At 64.7% G+C, this 16,621-nt stretch carries 16 protein-coding genes; 8 read left to right on the forward strand and 8 right to left on the reverse strand.

The annotated features are described in order from the left end of the window. Positions 1-3 precede the first annotated feature (3 nt). The gene (locus P9236_RS16320; protein WP_278075669.1) at positions 4-618 is read left to right on the forward strand and encodes a LysE family translocator; all 615 of its coding nucleotides are present in this window, start codon (positions 4-6) and stop codon (positions 616-618) included. A 31-nt stretch (positions 619-649) separates the two neighbouring features. Here the strand turns inward: P9236_RS16320 and P9236_RS16325 are convergent, their stop codons facing one another. Further along, entirely contained in the window at positions 650-1,861 is a 1,212-nt protein-coding gene (locus tag P9236_RS16325) for an MFS transporter (protein WP_278075670.1), read from the reverse strand. Positions 1,862-2,293: 432 nt separating this feature from the next. Between P9236_RS16325 and P9236_RS16330 the strand changes: the two genes are divergently transcribed. Further along, entirely contained in the window at positions 2,294-2,713 is a 420-nt protein-coding gene (locus P9236_RS16330; protein WP_278075671.1) for a VOC family protein, read from the forward strand. A gap of 203 nt (positions 2,714-2,916) precedes the next feature. On the opposite strand, the gene P9236_RS16335 is transcribed toward P9236_RS16330, so the two are convergent. The 5 genes from P9236_RS16335 to P9236_RS16355 form a co-directional block, all read right to left on the reverse strand. Further along, entirely contained in the window at positions 2,917-3,810 is an 894-nt protein-coding gene (locus tag P9236_RS16335) for a carbohydrate ABC transporter permease (RefSeq protein WP_278075672.1), read from the reverse strand. 1 nt (position 3,811) lies between these two features. Continuing rightward, positions 3,812-4,750: a sugar ABC transporter permease gene (locus tag P9236_RS16340; RefSeq protein ID WP_278075673.1), complete on the reverse strand. Its 939-nt coding sequence runs from the start codon at positions 4,748-4,750 to the stop codon at positions 3,812-3,814. Positions 4,751-4,853: 103 nt separating this feature from the next. Then, on the reverse strand, positions 4,854-6,179 hold the full coding sequence (locus tag P9236_RS16345) for an ABC transporter substrate-binding protein (RefSeq protein WP_278075674.1): 1,326 nt from the start codon (positions 6,177-6,179) through the stop codon (positions 4,854-4,856). Between the two features lie 36 nt (positions 6,180-6,215). Then, on the reverse strand, positions 6,216-7,292 hold the full coding sequence (gene ugpC, locus P9236_RS16350) for a sn-glycerol-3-phosphate ABC transporter ATP-binding protein UgpC (protein ID WP_278075675.1): 1,077 nt from the start codon (positions 7,290-7,292) through the stop codon (positions 6,216-6,218). Between the two features lie 467 nt (positions 7,293-7,759). Then, positions 7,760-8,359: a DUF922 domain-containing protein gene (locus P9236_RS16355; protein WP_278075676.1), complete on the reverse strand. Its 600-nt coding sequence runs from the start codon at positions 8,357-8,359 to the stop codon at positions 7,760-7,762. Positions 8,360-8,549: 190 nt separating this feature from the next. Here P9236_RS16355 and P9236_RS16360 point away from each other — a divergent pair, with 190 nt between their 5' ends. From P9236_RS16360 to P9236_RS16375, 4 genes are all read left to right on the forward strand, one after another. Then, entirely contained in the window at positions 8,550-8,783 is a 234-nt protein-coding gene (locus P9236_RS16360) for a hypothetical protein (RefSeq protein ID WP_278075677.1), read from the forward strand. Positions 8,784-8,889: 106 nt separating this feature from the next. Beyond that, the gene (locus P9236_RS16365) at positions 8,890-9,987 is read left to right on the forward strand and encodes an NAD(P)/FAD-dependent oxidoreductase (RefSeq protein ID WP_278075678.1); all 1,098 of its coding nucleotides are present in this window, start codon (positions 8,890-8,892) and stop codon (positions 9,985-9,987) included. Between the two features lie 152 nt (positions 9,988-10,139). Next, complete coding sequence (locus tag P9236_RS16370) at positions 10,140-10,769, forward strand: glutathione S-transferase family protein (RefSeq protein WP_278075679.1); 630 nt, start codon at positions 10,140-10,142, stop codon at positions 10,767-10,769. A 133-nt stretch (positions 10,770-10,902) separates the two neighbouring features. Next, complete coding sequence (locus tag P9236_RS16375; protein WP_278075680.1) at positions 10,903-11,130, forward strand: hypothetical protein; 228 nt, start codon at positions 10,903-10,905, stop codon at positions 11,128-11,130. A 186-nt stretch (positions 11,131-11,316) separates the two neighbouring features. On the opposite strand, the gene P9236_RS16380 is transcribed toward P9236_RS16375, so the two are convergent. Together P9236_RS16380 and P9236_RS16385 are read right to left on the reverse strand one after the other, a co-directional pair. Further along, the gene (locus P9236_RS16380; protein WP_278075681.1) at positions 11,317-12,324 is read right to left on the reverse strand and encodes an aldo/keto reductase; all 1,008 of its coding nucleotides are present in this window, start codon (positions 12,322-12,324) and stop codon (positions 11,317-11,319) included. Positions 12,325-12,629: 305 nt separating this feature from the next. Continuing rightward, complete coding sequence (locus P9236_RS16385; RefSeq protein ID WP_278075682.1) at positions 12,630-13,127, reverse strand: N-acetyltransferase; 498 nt, start codon at positions 13,125-13,127, stop codon at positions 12,630-12,632. Between the two features lie 328 nt (positions 13,128-13,455). Here P9236_RS16385 and P9236_RS16390 point away from each other — a divergent pair, with 328 nt between their 5' ends. Together P9236_RS16390 and ligD are read left to right on the forward strand one after the other, a co-directional pair. Next, positions 13,456-13,680: a hypothetical protein gene (locus P9236_RS16390; RefSeq protein ID WP_278075683.1), complete on the forward strand. Its 225-nt coding sequence runs from the start codon at positions 13,456-13,458 to the stop codon at positions 13,678-13,680. Between the two features lie 247 nt (positions 13,681-13,927). Continuing rightward, positions 13,928-16,417 (forward strand): DNA ligase D, encoded by a 2,490-nt coding sequence (gene ligD / locus P9236_RS16395; protein ID WP_278075684.1) that lies wholly within the window; start codon positions 13,928-13,930, stop codon positions 16,415-16,417. Positions 16,418-16,621: the final 204 nt, after the last annotated feature.

Consider the following 16,621-nt stretch of genomic DNA (forward strand, 5'->3'; position numbering starts at 1 on the left):
ACCATGACATTGTCGGGTTTTGCCGCTTATGCCGGCGCGCTGGCGATCGCCGCCATCATCCCGGGGCCGCAGATTGTCGCCATCGTGGCGCAGGCGCTGCGCAGCGGCTACCGGCAGGCGGCCTGGATGACGGCCGGCATGGTGCTGGGCGACGTGCTCTACCTTGCCGCGGTGCTGGCCGGCCTTGCCTTCATCGCCGAAACCTTCAGCGTCCTTCTGATCGCCATCAAATGGGCTGGCGTCGGCTATCTCTGCTTCCTCGCCGTCCAGTTCTGGAAGGCCGGCGAGACCTTCGAGGCATCGGAAGCCGGCGCGGCGAAGAGCGGCGGCAACGCCTTCCTCTCGGGCGTGCTGGTCACGCTCGGCAACCCGAAATCGGTGCTGTTCTACATCTCCATCCTGCCGACGGTGATCGACATCGGCGCGCTGTCTTCGTTCGACGTGCCGATCCTTCTTGCCATCACCGCCATCATCCTCGCGGCGGTGCAGTTCCCCTTCGCCATCGCCGGCGCCGGCACGCGCCGCAGCTTGCAATCGCCGCGCGCCACGCGCCTGTTCAACCGCGGCGCGGCCGTATGCATGGGCGGGGCGGCGGCGACGATAGCGCTCAGGAATTAGCAATCTCCCCTCGAGGGGGAGATTGCGCCGCTCACGCCATCTGCAGCCGCTGCCTGCTCGGCTGCGGCGGGAAGGCAATCGCGATAGCGGCCGCGCCGAGGCCGACCAGCGCCGAGCCGATGAACAGCCAGGAATAGCTGGCATAGGCGTCGTAGATCATGCCGCCGGCCAAAGGTCCGAACGACATGCCGAGGCTGGAGAGCATGGTGGCGGCGCCAAGCACGGTGCCGATGATGCGGCCGCCGAAATATTCACGCGCCAGCACCGCGTAGAGCGGCATCACGCCGCCATAGGTGGCGCCGAAGATGACGGCGAGAACGTAGAAGTGTTCGAGCCGCGCGGCGCCGAGATAGGCCGCTATCACCATGCCCTGGATGGCGAGCCCGGCGATCAGCACCGGCTTGACGCCCAACCTGTCGGCAAGCACGCCGTAGAGCACGCGGCCGCCGAGTCCGGCCAGACCCTCGACGCTGTAGATCGAGACGGCGGCCATCGGCGCCACGCCGCAGGCCATCGCGTAGCTCACCATGTGGAAGATCGGGCCGGAATGCGCCGCGCAGCAAGCGAAGAAGGTCATGCCCAGCACCAAAAATTGCGGCGAGCGCAGCGCCTGGCCGACACTCATGCCGGGATCGTCGGCAGTGGGCGAGGGTGTGCCGCCGTCGGACGCGGCAACCGCCGACGGCGGCTGGCGCACCAGCAGGACGGCAGGCAAGAGAAGCACCCAAGCCATGACGCCGATGTCGAACATGGCCGTGCGCCAGTCATAGGCCGAGATCAGCCAGCGTGCGAAGGGCGAGATCGTCATCGGCGCCACGCCCATGCCGGCCGAGACCAGCGACACCGCCAGGCTGCGGTTGGTGTCGAACCAGGCGGTGGTGAGCGCGATCATCGGCGCGAAGAAGGCGCTGGCCGCGAGGCCCACGATCACGCCGTAGCTCAGCTGGAACACCAGCAGCGAGCCGGCGCGGCTCGCCACCACCAATGCCAGGCCGAGCAGCACCGCGCCGGCGAGCACCACGGGCCGGGCGCCGACCCGGTCATAGATCGAGCCCCAGGCGAAGCCGCCGAGCCCCATCACGAGGAAGTTCAAGGTCATGGCGCTGGAAATGCCGGCGCGCGACCAGCCGGTGTCGAGCGACATCGGTTCGAGAAAGATCGCCAGCGAGAACATCGCGCCGAGCGCCACACAAGTCATCAGCGCGCCCGCCGCGACGATGACCCAACGATAGGAAAGGTTCATGGTTTTCTCCCATGCCGTAAGGCATCCTGTTTGATGCGGCACGGTTTTTCCAGGCTCATTCGTGCCGCTTGCGTCCGAAGGACGCCGCAGGCGACAACGATCCTACAATCTGGTTGCATTTTTTATCTGGATTTTGGAGGCGGTGATCCGGCTTGCCACCAGAAAGGTCGCGTTCCTTCGCGCCCCCTCTGTCCTGCCGGACATCTCCCCCACTTGGAGGGAGATTGGCAGTTCCGGCGCTGGCGCTTTTTTCTGCGAGTTTGGCGGTTGGCGAAAGGCCGCATGAAGGCTGATCTCCCCCAAGTGGGGAGATGGCCGGCAGGCCAGAGGGGGCGCTGTCCCGCCCACCCTTCAGTATGTCAGCAGTCCACCGCGCCAGCATTGACCGCGCTCCCGTCCCTTCTAGATTGACCCGTCAACCAGGGAACCTCCATGCAACTCTATCGCGGCCGGCTCATCGACCACCTTCATCTTGTGGTGCGAGACATCAAGGCGAGCCGTCGCTTCTACGGCGCGCTGCTCGAGGTGCTTGGCATTCCGATCGGCGGCGAGGCCGAGGATTATTTCTGGGCGGACGAACTCTTCGTCTCCAGCGCCGACAGCCGGACAGCGCAAGGCGTGCTCACCGGCCGCCACCATCTCGCCTTCCAGGCCAAGGACCGCGCCATGGTCGACGCTTTCTACACGGCAGGGCTCGCCGCCGGCGGCAAGGACAATGGCGCACCCGGCGAGCGCCACTATCACCCTGGCTACTACGCCTGCTTCCTGCTCGACCCCGACGGCAGCAACATCGAGGCGGTGTACCATGGCGAGGCCAAGCGGAGCGCCGCGGCGGTGGAGATCAGCTTTTGAAGGGATCAGAGGAGCTAGGGCTTTATAATCTCGATGGCGGGCTGGTCTGCTCCCGGCGAGGCGGTCTGTGTCGGTCTGTAGTCGAATAGGTCCATGGCAACAGCGAAGGGAAACTGCCAGCGAGTGTCAGCATAGCGTCGAACCATCTTGATCACTCTATGGCTATCTTGGGCAGGCGCATGCGCCTGCCGCTACGCCGTCGCTTATTCCTTCACCGCGCCCGTCATCGAGGACACATAGTGCTCGACGAAGAAGGAATAGAGCACCACCACCGGCAGCGAGCCGATCAGCGCGCCTGCCATCAGTGCTCCCCACTCGTAGACGTCGGAGCGGACAAGCTCGGTGAGCACGCCGACCGGCACCGTCTTCTTCTCGGATGACTGGATGAAGGTCAGCGCGTAGATGAACTCGTTCCAGGAGAGCGTGAAGGCGAAGATGCCGGCCGAGATCAGGCCCGGCACCGACAGCGGCAGCACGATCTTGGTGAGGATCTGCCAGCGTGTTGCTCCGTCGATGAGCGCACATTCCTCCAGTTCGAACGGGATCGAACGGAAATAGCCCATCAAGAGCCACGTGCAGAACGGGATCAGGAACGTGGGATAGGTGAGGATGAGCGCGAACGGCGTGTCGTATAGGCCGAGATTGAACACCATCACTGACAGCGGGATGAACAGGATCGAAGGCGGCACCAGATAGGCGAGGAAGACGGCGAGGCCGACCTGGCGCGCGCCCGAGAACCTCAGCCTTTCGATGGCGTAGGCCGCAAGCACCGCGGCCGCCAGCGACAGGAAGGTGGCGGCGGTGGAGATGATCACGGTGTTGAGCAGCCAGCCGGGATATGACGTCTCGAGGAGCAGGTAGCGTATGTGCTCCAGTGTCGGATGCACGACCCAGAACGGATTGTAGTTCACATAGTCGGTCATCTCGACATTGGGCTTAACCGCCGTGATCGTCATCCAGTAGAACGGAAACAACAGCACGATCAGAAACACCAGCAGCGGCAGATAGACCGTCGCCACCCGGCGCGGCAGGCTTTGCAGGTAGCCCATGCCGCCTTCGTCGGTTTCCATGCGTTCGGCTTGCTTGATCGCGGCCATGTCAGTCTCCGCCGCCTTGCTGCCACCTGCGCCGTTGCAGGCCGAAATAGCTGAACAGGATCGCCGCCAGCAGGAAGGGGATCATGGCGACGGCGATTGCCGCGCCTTCGCCGAGCTGGCCGCCGGCAATGCCGCGCTGGAACGACAGTGTCGCCATCAGATGGGTGGCGTTCACCGGCCCGCCCCGGGTCAGTACATAGATCAGCTGGAAATCGGTGAAGGTGAACAGCACCGAGAAGGTCATGGTGATGGCGATTATCGGCGTCAGCAGCGGCAGCGTCACATGGCGGAACAGTTGCCACCGGCTGGCGCCGTCGAGCGTGGCGGCTTCATAGAGCGATTGCGGGATCGTCTGCAGACCGGCAAGCAGCGTGATGGCGACGAATGGAATGCCGCGCCAGACATTGGCCGCGATGACGGAAGCGCGCGCATTGGTAGGGTCGCCGAGAAAGTTGATGCGGTGGTCGATCAGGCCCATCTGCTGCAGCGCCCAGGACAGGATCGAGAACTGCGAATCGTAGATCCACCAGAAAGCGATCGCCGACAGCACCGTCGGCACCACCCAGGGCAGCAGCACCACCGCGCGGAAGAACGACTTGAAGGGCAGCTTCTCGTTGAGGATGAGCGCCAGCCAGAGGCCGAGCACGAACTTCAGGATGGATGCGCTGGCCGTGTAGAGCACAGTGTTGAAGACCGACAGCCAGAACACGCTGTCGGTCCAGAGGTATTCGTAGTTCTCGGCGCCGATGAAGATGCCCGGGCGGCCGATGCGCGTATCGGTGAAGCCGAGCCATATGCCGAGCCCCAGCGGATAGGTGAGAAAGACCAGGAGCAGCGCCGCCGCCGGCAGCATGAAGCCGAGGCCGAGGGCATTGCGGCTCTCGGCGAGCCGCGAAAGCATCGACGGACGTTGCTGAACGGCAACGGATGGCACGGCCATGGCGCGGGCTCCCTGGTACGAGGTCTGATGGAGCGGCCGGGGCGGCAACCCTTCTTCCGGATGCCTCCGAAAGACGTGCCACCCCGGCTGAGGTCGAAAAGGATCAGACGCGGTAGTAGCGGTTGGCGCGTTTCTCCGCCTCTTCCATCGCCTCTTGCGGCGTGGCCTGGCCCGTTACCGCCTTGGCGAACATGTCGACCAGCACATAGTCGGCCATGGTCGCGGCTGAGGCATAGCCGAGCGGCCCTGCATAGCCGTTGGGACGCAGCGTCGCCGAGGCTTTGGCATAGGCGGCATTGTTCGGGTCGGCCTTCCACACCGGATTGTTGTCGAAAGCCTTCAGCGTCTGGCAGCAATAGCCGGCCGACGAGGTGATCCAGTCCGACATCTGCGGCTCCTCGAACATGAACTGCAGATAGGCTTTGGCCGCGTTGGGGTAGGGCGTGTAGTTGAAGATGACGGCGGTGGTCACCTGGAACAGCTCGACCGATTTCCCGACCGGACCGATCGGCAGATTGGTGGTGCGAATGTCCTTGGCGATCTCCGCCAGCTTCGGGTCGTTGTCCTTGTTGACCTTGGCGGTGTTGTAGGCAGAGATGCCGTTGGCGATGACGCTCACCTCGCCGGCCAGGAAGGCGCGGTTGTTGTTGACGTCGAGCCAGCTCTCCGTGCCCGGGATGAAGGTCTTGTAGAGCTCCTGCGCATACTGGATCGCTTTCAGGGTCTCGGGGCTGTTGATCGTCACCTTGCCTTTCTCGTCGACCATCTGGCCGCCATGGCTCCACAGCAGCCAATGCGCGTAGTTGTTGCCGTCGCCGACGCCGTGGCCATGCGTGAAGCCGGCCGGATGGCCCTTCGCCTTCAGCGCCTTGCAGAGTTCGAGGAAGCCGGCCGTGTCCTTCGGGAATTCCGAGAAGCCGGCCTCCTTCACCCAGCTTTCGCGATAGACGATGGCGTTGCCGATGGTGGCAAGCGGCAGGCCGAGGAACTTGCCCTCGCGCGTTGCATACTGTTTCGGCCCATCGTGCCAGCCGCCATACTTCTTGCCGAGATAGTCGCCGAGTTCGGTGACGTCGAGCAGCTTGTCGGGATATTGGTGCGGGTCGTCGAACCAGACGAACATCAGGTCGGGGCCGGAGCCGACATTGGCGGCAACCGCCGCCTTCGGCCGGATGTCCTCCCAGCTCTCCTTGTCGACGCGGACCTCCACGCCCGTCGCCTCGGTGAACCGCTTGGTATTCTTGAGCCACTGGTCCTCGTCGCCCTGCACGAAGGGCGACCAGCGCAGCAGCCTCAGCTTCGCACCGTCCTCGGGCTTGTAGGTCGGGCCCTCCTGGGCAAAGGCGGTCGAGCCGACAAGGCGGCTGCCCAAGGCCCCGGCGGCCGCGCCGGCGGTCGTGCGGATCACGTCCCGTCTGGTGAACTTCATGCTCGTCTCCTCCTGTGTGTTTCCTCGCTGGGTGGCTTATCGCGCCGCTTCGATCCGCCGGCCGGTTTCGCCGTGGAACAGATGGATAGGCCCGGGCTCGACAGACAGCCGAATGGTATCTCCCGGCGCGAAGGAATGGCGTTCGCGGAAATTGGCGACGATATCCTCGCCGCCGGCTGTCCGGCCGATGATCTGCACTTCCGAGCCGGTCGGCTCAATCACCACCACGGTCACCGGAATGCCGTCGTCGGCCAGCCGCAGATGCTCGGGCCGCACCCCCAGGACTATAGCCTCGCCGTTGCCGATCGAAGGTGGTTTCGGCAGAGGCACGGAAACGCCTCCCGCGCCCTGGAACGACGGCGCACCATCGCTGGCGAACGTGCCCTTGAGCAGGTTCATGGCGGGCGAGCCGATGAAGCTCGCGACGAAGAGGTTGTTCGGCCGGTCGTAGAGTTCCAGCGGCGGTCCGATCTGCTCCACGACCCCGTCATGCATGACCACGATCTTGTCGGCCATGGTCATGGCCTCGATCTGGTCGTGCGTGACATAGACCGTCGTGGTCTTCAGCCGCTGGTGCAGTTCCTTGATCTCGGCGCGCATCTGCACCCTCAGCTTGGCGTCGAGGTTCGAGAGCGGTTCGTCGAACAGGAACACCTGCGGATTGCGCACGATGGCCCGGCCCATGGCGACCCGCTGCCGCTGGCCGCCCGAAAGCTGGCGCGGATAGCGCGACAAAAGCGGCACCAGCCCGAGGATTTCGGCCGCCCGCTTCACGCCCGAATCGCTTTCCGCCTTCGGGACACCCTTGAGCATGAGCGAGAACGCCATGTTCTCGGCAACGGTCATGTGCGGATAGAGCGCGTAGTTCTGGAACACCATGGCCACGTCGCGCTCCTTTGGCGCAACGTCGTTGACGATACGGCTGCCGATCGAGATATGGCCGCGCGAAATCTTTTCCAGCCCGGCGATCATCCTGAGAAGAGTCGATTTCCCGCAGCCGGAGGGTCCGACCAGCGTGACGAACTCGCCATCGTCTATGTCGACGCTGACGCCATGCAGGATCTGGGTAGCCCCGAACGATTTGTAGACATCGCCAATCGCGACAGACGCCATCGCATTCCTCCCGATGGTCCCTGCGAAGTCTCGCGGGGAGCCGTTTCTATCAGGTGTGGCTGAAACGGATGCCGGCAAGCATCCACCACTGGCGTCGGCGACGTCTGCCCCAGCTCCCCCCGGGTCACGCGACCGTGAAACGGTAGCGCTACCAAATACGCCTGTAAAGCGTCGGTGCGCACGCTTATACTTTCGTCGCTGAGGAGAGATGGACAAAGCTCGCCTCCGGGAGAGTGAAGCCAGGCCAGACCGGATTGCCGGCGATCAAGCTATCGAATAGCGGTCGAAAGACATTAGAAATTACTAAGATAATAGCTTCAACTTACGCGGGAAATCTTACATAGCACCTGTCGCGACGGCAGCGTGATTTGGCACCGTGCTTCCCGAATGCGGGCATTGCTGGTTGGTGCTTCCGTTGTGGCTCTACGCGCCGCCGCTGGCAGCGATACTATCACGCCTGGCCCTTTTCACTCGCCGATCAAGAACGCCGCGATCAGCTTCTGCAAATTCCCGCCCGGGCCGAACTCGACCTTGTCGAAGTCGCGGCTGGCCTGGCGCTGCGCCTTGGAAAGCTTGTCGAGATATTGCGTCAGCTCGGCCCTGACCTTCGTGCAGCCGGGGTCGTCGGCGACGGTGAGGCCGGTGCTGAAGGCGGCGATCTTGTCCACCATCTCGACGATACCGGCGCCGTGCACCTTCTCATGCGCGATAAGCCCGGCGGCGAACGCGTCCCAGCGCGCCTGCACGGCGGGAGCGAGTTTTCCCGCGGGCTTCGGCAGCGTGTAGGTGATGATCAGCTTGGGCCGCGCCGTCCTCAGGACGCAGGCGCCGCCCTGAGGTTGGTAGTCACGATGCCAGGTCAGCTTGAAATTGGTCTGCGCGATCGCCCGTCGCCCATTGCCCGCGCTGTCCTTGCCGATCACCGGACCCTTGTCGCCGATCGAGACATAGAGCGCCTCCACGGTCTGCCCGGAGATGGCATAGGTCTCGATCTTCTCGACCGGTTGCCAGTCGGCCAAGGCCGGCGTGGAGAAGAGCAGGGTGGTAAGCAGGAGGGCAGGCTTCATTGGGACTCGGTGGGATTCCGGGCGAAGCTTCGTGCATAGCGCTTGTAGGCAGCGAGAGCAAAGAGGGCATCTCCAAGGCGAGGGCGCGCTATCTCCCCGCAAGGGGAGATAGCCTGCGCCAGCGTCCCGGAACCTGTCCCACCCGTCGCCCGTTTCTATGCCATTCGTCCCGACCCATGGGGAGGCAAGGATGACCCGCAACGAGATCATTTCGGTGCTTGGTCCGGTCGACGAGGCCGTCATCGCCGACGTCGCGCTAACCGGCGCCAGCCTTAAGGAATTGCACGAGGCCGTTGCCTGGATCGGCGCCGACGAGGCGCTGGTGAACGAGGGGCACGCATTGCCCAGCGCCAGGGTAGCGCGGCTGATCGAGATCCTGGAGCCGCCCGAGGACGAGCCCGAAGCGCCTGGCGGGATGGAGTAAGTTCTTCCCTCTCCCACAAGAAGGGGGGAAGGATAGGTGCTTCTCCCTACTTGCCGCTCGTACGGCTCTCGTCATAGCCTGACATTGCCTTGGGGAGGAGCCTGCCTTGGACACCAATGTCGTCATTGTTGGCGCGGGGCCGGCCGGGCTGGCCGTCGGCGCTTGCCTTAAACAGGCGGGGGTGGATTTCACCATCCTCGAAAAAGCCAGCGAGGTGGCGCCGGCCTGGCGGCGGCATTATCGCCGGCTGCATCTCCACACGGTAAAGTCGTTTTCCTCGCTGCCCTTCGTGCCGTTTCCGAAGAGCCACCCCCGCTACGTCCCGCGCGAAAAGGTGGTCGCCTATCTCGATGCCTATGCCGAACGCTTCGGCCTCGAGCCGCGTTTCGGCGTGACGGTGAAATCGATCCGCCGCATGGGCGAAAAATTCCTGGTCGAGATCGATGCAGGCGAAATCCGCGCCCGCAAGATCGTGATCGCAACCGGCAACAATGCCGAGCCGATCGTGCCGGGCTTCGCCGGCATCGATGCGTTCAAGGGAGAGGTGCTGCACAGCGCCGCCTACACCGAGGCCGCGCCCTATGTCGGCAAGAACGTGCTGGTCATCGGCATGGGCAACACCGGCGCCGAGATCGCGCTCGACCTGGCCGAAAGCGGCGCGCACCCGGCGATCTCGGTGCGCAAGGGCGTCCACATCGTGCCGCGCCAGCTCTTCGGCGTGCCGATCCAGATGGTCGGCATCGCCAGCCGGCCGATGCCGCAGGCGCTCAACGACTGGATGTTCCCGAAAATCCTCGACCTGGCGCTGGGCAGGCTGGAGAAATACGGCATCGTGCGACCGAAGCAGGGCATCCTCGCTCAGATCGATGCCGGCCGCATTCCGGTCATCGATGTCGGCACCGTGGCGGCGATCAAGGCGGGCAGGATCGGCATCCTCCCCGATATCGTCCGCTTCACCGAGGACGGCGCGAAATTCACCGATGGGCAGGAGAAAAACTTCGACGCGGTGATCTTCGCCACCGGCTATCGGCCGGGCTATGACGGCATCCTGCCTGTGGAGCTCAGGCCGGCGAAAAGCGGCGTCAATGCCCGCGCCTCCGACCTCGGCGTCTATCTCGTCGGCTTCCACAACCCGGTCACCGGCCTGCTGCGCGAGATCGGCATCGAAGCAAAGGCGGTGGCGAGGGATATCGCGGGGCGGTGAGGCCTGCTGCGCAAATGGCGCAAGCCGAGTTCCCTCGAGACGCCCTCTGTCCTGCCGGCGTCTCGTTAGTCGGTGTCACCGACTCCGCATAAATCGGGTGGCGCCCTTCATCGCCGCATGCGAAGCCACCTCAGTCAACCGGGGACCCAGCCATGCTCACGCTCTATGATTATCTGCCGTCGCAAAATGCCTGGAAAGTGCGTGTCCTGCTCGGGTTGCTCGGCATCGCTTACGAGACACGGCAGGTGTCGATCTTCGAGGGCGAGAGCCATACGGAGGAATTTCTCAAGCTCAATCCGGCCGGTGCCGTTCCGGTGCTCCGCCTGGAGGACGGCGAGGCGATCGCCGAGTCCAACGCCATCCTCGTCTATCTCGCCGAGGTCTCGCCTTATCTGCCGGCGAACCGGCATCTGCGCGCCAAGGTCATGCAATGGCTGTTCTTCGAGCAGTATTATGTCGAGCCGGTCATCGGCTCGCTGCGCTTCTGGACGCTGACCAGGCGGCTGGAGCGCAACAAGGCGCTTGTTCCCGGCAAGCGCGAGGCGGGCATCCGCGCGCTTGCCGCGCTCGAGCGCAGCCTGCAGGACACGCCCTTCCTCGCCGGCGGCTCGCTCACCATCGCCGACATCGCCGTCTATGCCTACGGCCACCGCGCCGAGGATTGCGGCTTCTCGCTTGCCGACTATCCGGCGGTCAGCGCCTGGATCGATCGGGTGAGCGAGGTGATCGGCCCCAGCTATCCCGTGCACCCCTACAGCATCGACCCGCATTCGGGCGGTTGAGCGAAGCGCGCTCCAACGAAGTCCCGGAACAGAAGGGGCGGGCGGGGCGTTTCCGAAAAAGCAGCATGCCGGCGCCTGCCGCCTATGGCGCCGGCGGTTCCGCCTGCCTGCAACGAACGCAATGGAGACCAGAATGGTTCGCCCCATCGCCATCGTCATCCTCGCCACCGGCTTGGCCGGCCTGCCCGCCATGGCGGCCGAGGAATACTGGGTCGCCAGGGATGCCGTCTCGAAGCAGTGCGAGATCGTGCCGAAGAAGCCCGACGGGACGCTCGTCGTCGATCTCGGCAAGAAGAAATACGCCAGCGAGGGCGAGGCCAGGAAGGCGATGGAGGCGTTGCCGGATTGCAAGAAGAAGTAGCGGCTGGCTGCCTAGAGCAGTTCATCGTTTCACGGAAACGCTGAACTGCTCTAACTAATTGTTTTTTACGCAATTCCGGACGGAAAACCGTTACACACTTTTCCTGAAATTGCTCTAGGCCGCGTTCCGTCATACCCTCCTCTGTCCCGCCAGCATCGGAAAGTCATCTACCAGGCGAAACTCAGCCTACCGGTCCACCATCGACATCGTCCACTCGTTGTATCTCGGCCCCGAAACCCTGTCCGGCGTCAGCGCCATGTCGAGCCCCAGCATCTCGGTGGCGTCGAGCTTGATGTCGGCGGCGGCGACATTCTCCTCCAGATAGGTCCGCCGCTTGGTGCCGGGGATCGGCACGATGTCGATGCCGAATTCCGGACCTTTGGCGAGCAGCCAGGCAATCGCCACCTGGCCGGGCTTCACGCCCTTGGCGGCCGCGATGTCGCGCACCGTCGCGGCCGCGGCGACATTGGCGTCGAAATTCTCGCCCTGGTAGCGCGGGTCGCCGCGTCGGAAATCGCCTTCAGGATACTCTTCCGCGCGCTTGACGTCGCCGGCGAGGAAGCCGCGGCCGAGCGGCGCGAACGGCACCAGGCCGATGCCCAATTCCGCAAGCGCCGGGATGATCTCGGGCTCCAGGTTGCGTTCCCACAGCGAATATTCGCTCTGCAGCGCCGAGACCGGGTGCACTTGATGCGCGCGGCGGATGTTTGCGATGCCGGCCTCCGACAGGCCGAAGAAGCGTACCTTGCCCTCGGCGACCAGCTCGCCCACCGTGCCCGCCACGTCCTCCATCGGCACGCCTGGATCGACGCGGTGTTGGTAGAGCAGGTCGATATGGTCGGTGGCGAGCCGAGTGAGCGAGGCGTCCACGACTTCGCGGATATGCTCGGGCCGGCTGTCGCGCTCGGTGCCGACCTGCTTGTCGCCGACGATGCGGAAGCCGAATTTGGTCGCGATCGTCACCTCGTCGCGCCGACCCTTCAGCGCGCGGCCGAGCAGCTCCTCGTTGAGGAAAGGCCCGTAGACCTCGGCCGTGTCGAGGAAGGTGCAGCCGAGCTCGATCGCCCGGTGAATGGTCGCGATCGACTCCGCCTCATCGGCCGGCCCGTAGGATTGGCTCATGCCCATGCAGCCGAGGCCGATCGTTGAGACGACGAGCCCCTGGCCCCCGAGTTTCTGCTTGCCGAGGCTCATCTGTCTGTCTCCAATGGAAAATAAGCGCTCGCGAAAATATAGAGGCCGGGGGCGAGGCGTCCAGCCTGCGCGCTCGCTTGATCAGGATCAAAGCAGGGCAGGACGGTAGGTCGTACCGTTCATCCGTCTTGGGAAGGACACAAGGCGGGCGGGTGGTTCCGGCCGACTCCACTCCCTCGGAAGCCCTGACGGAACCACCTGAACCGCCTGCGTCGAGACTGATGCATGTCTCCCGAAAGTGCGCGGCGGTTCAAAACAAGGACTTGAAACGCGTCGCCTGAATTCGCTTCGGCGCGAAGGCGCTTTCACGCCCTCGGCAAAAGCCGGCGCATGATCAGCGAGGCATGGCCGCCGACGCCATGCGCCGCCGGCCGGCGCTCGGCGATCTCGAAGCCGTGCTTGCGATAGAAGGCGACCGCGCGGTCGTTGCCTTCGATCACCTCCAGCGCGATCGAGGGAATGCCGGCATGGGCGGCAAGCACTGCATGCAGAAGGTCGACGGCGAGACCACTGCCGAATTCCTGCGGCTCGATATGCAGCCGGTTGAGCGTGACGTCGCCATGTTCGTCCATCGCCGCCATCGCATAGCCCGCGATCGAGCCGTCGGTCCGCTCGGCCACGAAGGACATCTTGTTATCGTCGGCAAGCTCGGCCGCGAGCTTCTCCGGCGCATGCTTCTCGTCGGAGAGCCGGGCGGTGTTTTCCTCACCCATGATCGGCGCATAGGTCCGCCGCCAGGACTGGCCGAGCAGTCGCGAGACAGCCGGCAAGTCGTTCGTCGCCATAGGACGGATGTGGGACATGGTCCTCTCCTTGCGCCGTCAAAAATAGGGCGCGACGCGGGTGACAGCCAATCTCCCTCCTTGTGGGGGAGATGCCCGGCAGGGCAGAGGGGGCGCGGTCCCGCCGACACATCGTAGTTTCGTGGTTGGAAAATTCATAGCAACAAGCCAGCCGCCCCAATTGGCTCACGCCTCATTCCTTTGCCCCCCTTTGGTCTGCCGACCATCTTCCAAACAAGGGGGGAGATCAGCGCTCCAGCGTCGCCGCCATCCCCGAAATTGACTCGATCCTCGCTCTCCGCCATCCTTATGCGTCCGCCATCGCGCGGCAGCGTAATTGAGTGAGGCCATGGCCAGTCCTGTCGCCAGAGAGAATTCCCGCCGCGCCGCGGTGAAGAAGGCGCTCGACCGCCACAAGGTCTATGTCACCGCGCAGAGCTTTTCCGGCGGCACTTATCGGGCCCGTGTGCTGGTCGATGGCGAAGCCTATTGGGTCGACGAGTTCCGGCTGAGCCAACTGAGGCAGGGGCTTTCGCCCGCCGAGCTGGAACTGACGCCGGCGACCGACGATTGAGCACCTGAGGATGATAGCGGCAAGGCTGGCGGGACAGCACCCCCCTCTGTCCTACCGGACATCTCCCCCGCAGGGGGGGAGATTGGCAGCTTGGTCGGCGGCGCTCTTCCTGCAACGCTGGCGATTGGCGAAAGCCCACGCGACGTCTGATCTCCCCCCTTGCGGAGGAGATGTCCGGCAGGACAGAGGGGGGTGTGAAGGAATGCGGCGCCGGCAAGGCTGGCCCGCCACCACTTCCACCTGACCCATGCCCTCGAAACTCAAAACCTACCGCGCCAAGCGCGAGTTCAGCCGGACACCCGAGCCCGCGGGCGGGCCGGAAGTCGCAGAGGGCAACCGCTTCGTCGTCCACAAGCACCACGCCACCGCCGACCACTACGATCTGCGCCTCGAAGTCGGCGGCGTGCTGAAGAGTTGGGCAGTGCCCCGCGGCCCATCGCTCAACCCCGCCGACAAGCGCCTCGCCGTCGAGACCGAGGACCATCCGATCGAATATATCGACTTCGAGGGCGTCATCCCCGAGGGCGAATATGGTGGCGGGCCGATGATCGTCTGGGACACCGGCACCTGGGCGCCGATGGAGGATGTCGAGAAAAGCCTGCGCACCGGCGCCTTCAAATTCCGGCTGGCCGGCCAGAAGCTGAATGGCGGCTGGATGCTGACCCGGCTGAAGCCGAAGCCCGGTGAGGACGAGAACAAGAAGAACTGGCTGCTGTTCAAGGAGCGCGACCTCGCCTCCGATACCAAGCTCGACATCCTCGAAGCGCGGCCGGAAAGCGTGAAGTCCGGTCGCCGTATCGAGGAACTGGCGGCGCCGGCGAAGAAGCCGCAGCGTCTGCCGCCGAAGCCCGGCTCGCTGAAACCCGGCGCGCTGCCAGGCGCGGTAAAGGGCGAGCCGCCTAACCGGATCGAGCCGCAGCTTGCGACGCAGGTGACCGAGCCGCCCGGCGGGCCGATCGAGAACACCGGCACGCTCTGGCTGCACGAGATAAAATTCGACGGCTACCGCACCATGGCGCATGTCGCAGACGGCGAGGTGCGGCTGATCACCCGCGGCGGCATCGACTGGACGAAGCGCTACGGCGATCTTCCGCACGCTTTCGCGCGGCTGCCGGTCAGCCGGGCGATCATCGACGGCGAGATCATGGTGCTCGACGAGAAGGGCATCTCCCGCTTCGCGCTGCTGCAGGACGCGCTGGCCGAGGGCGCCGGCTCCAAATTGCATTTCTACGCTTTCGACCTTCTCCACCTCGACGGCTGGGACCTGCGCAAGGTGCCGCTGCAGGAGCGTAAGGCGCTGCTTGCCGAGCTGCTCGCCGGCCAGGCCGCCAACTCCGCCATCCAGTACAGCGACCATGTCGAAGGCGACGGGCGGGGGCTCTACGACCAGGCCTCGGATCTTGGGCTGGAAGGCGTCGTTTCCAAGCGCGCCGACGCCATCTACCAGAGCGGCCGCACCAAGAGCTGGACCAAGGTGAAGGCGCAGAAGACGGACGATTTCGTGATCGCCGGCTATACCGTCTCCGACCGGGCCGAAGGTCTGGCGGCGCTGGGCATGGCCGAGTTCGAGAACGGCGAATTGCACTATCGCGGCAAGGTCGGCACGGGCTTCGACCGCGACATGGCGACCGACCTGCTTGCAAGGCTGGAGCGGCTGACCGCCGGCGCCACGCCGCCCGAAGGCGCGCCGCGCGAGGTGATGCGCGAGATGCATTGGGTGAAGCCGCTGCTGTCGGCCCGCATCCGCTATTCGAACCGCACCGCCGACAATGCGATCCGCCACGGCGTCTTTCGCGGGCTGCGCGATGTCGGCGGGCTGACCACGCCGGTGCCGGTCAAGCGCAAGCGGCTGATCGCCGAATCCGACCTCGCCACCATCTGGGTGACCAACCCGGAAAGGCGGCTGTTCGGCAAGACCGGGCCGACCAAGCTCGACATCGCCGTCTACTACGCGCTGGTCGGCGATTTCATGCTGCCGCACATCATCGGGCGCCCGGTGTCGCTGGTGCGCTGTCCAACCGGCAAGCCGCAGGACTGCTTCTTCCAGCGCCACGCCTTCACCGGCATGCCGCCTTCGGTGGCGGTGTTCGAGTCGACCAATTCGGAAGGCGAGACGAAAACCTATCTCTCGGTCGAGGACGCCAAGGGCTACCTGGCGCTGGCGCAGTTCGGCGTGGTGGAGTTCCACACCTGGGGCACGCACCGCACCAAGCTCGACAGGCCCGACCAGATCGTCTTCGACCTCGATCCGGGCGAGGGGATTTCCTGGCGCGAGGTGGTCGAGGCGGCCGTCCACATCAAGGGCGGGCTGGAGAGCCTCGGCCTGGTGCCTTTCGCCAAGACTTCGGGCGGCAAGGGCATCCACATCACCGTGCCGGTGACGCGCAAGCAGAACTGGAAGAAACTGCACCAAACCTCGAGCGCCATTTCGACTTTGCTCGCCGCGAGCGCGCCCGACACCTTCACCACCACCATGGGCAAGGAAAACCGCAAGAAGCGCATCTTCATCGATTTCCACCGCAACGCCCGCGGCCACACCTCCGCCGCGCCCTATTCGCTGCGCGCCCGCACCAACCTGCCGGCCTCGACCCCGGTGAGCTGGACCGACCTGGAGACGATCGACGCGCCGGAGGATCTGAACTACGCCTCGCTGCCGGGATTGCTGGAGACATCAGGCGATCCATGGGCGGAGATCGACGAGGCTGCCAGGGATTTGCCGGTGGTGGAGGGGAGGTAGCTCGGAAACGTTGGCGATCCGTCACACCCCCCTCTGGCCTGCCGGCCATCTCCCCCGCAAGGGGGGAGATCGGATGTCGCGCCGGCTTTCGCCAATCTCCAATGTTGCAGGAATGGCGGGGCGCCGGAGCTGTCAATCTCCCCCCTTGCGGGGGAGATGGCCGGCAGGCCAGAGGGGGGTGCTGTCCCGCCAGCGTCTCAATCC

It is taken from the genome of Mesorhizobium sp. WSM4884, from assembly GCF_029625675.1.
Classification (GTDB): domain Bacteria; phylum Pseudomonadota; class Alphaproteobacteria; order Rhizobiales; family Rhizobiaceae; genus Mesorhizobium.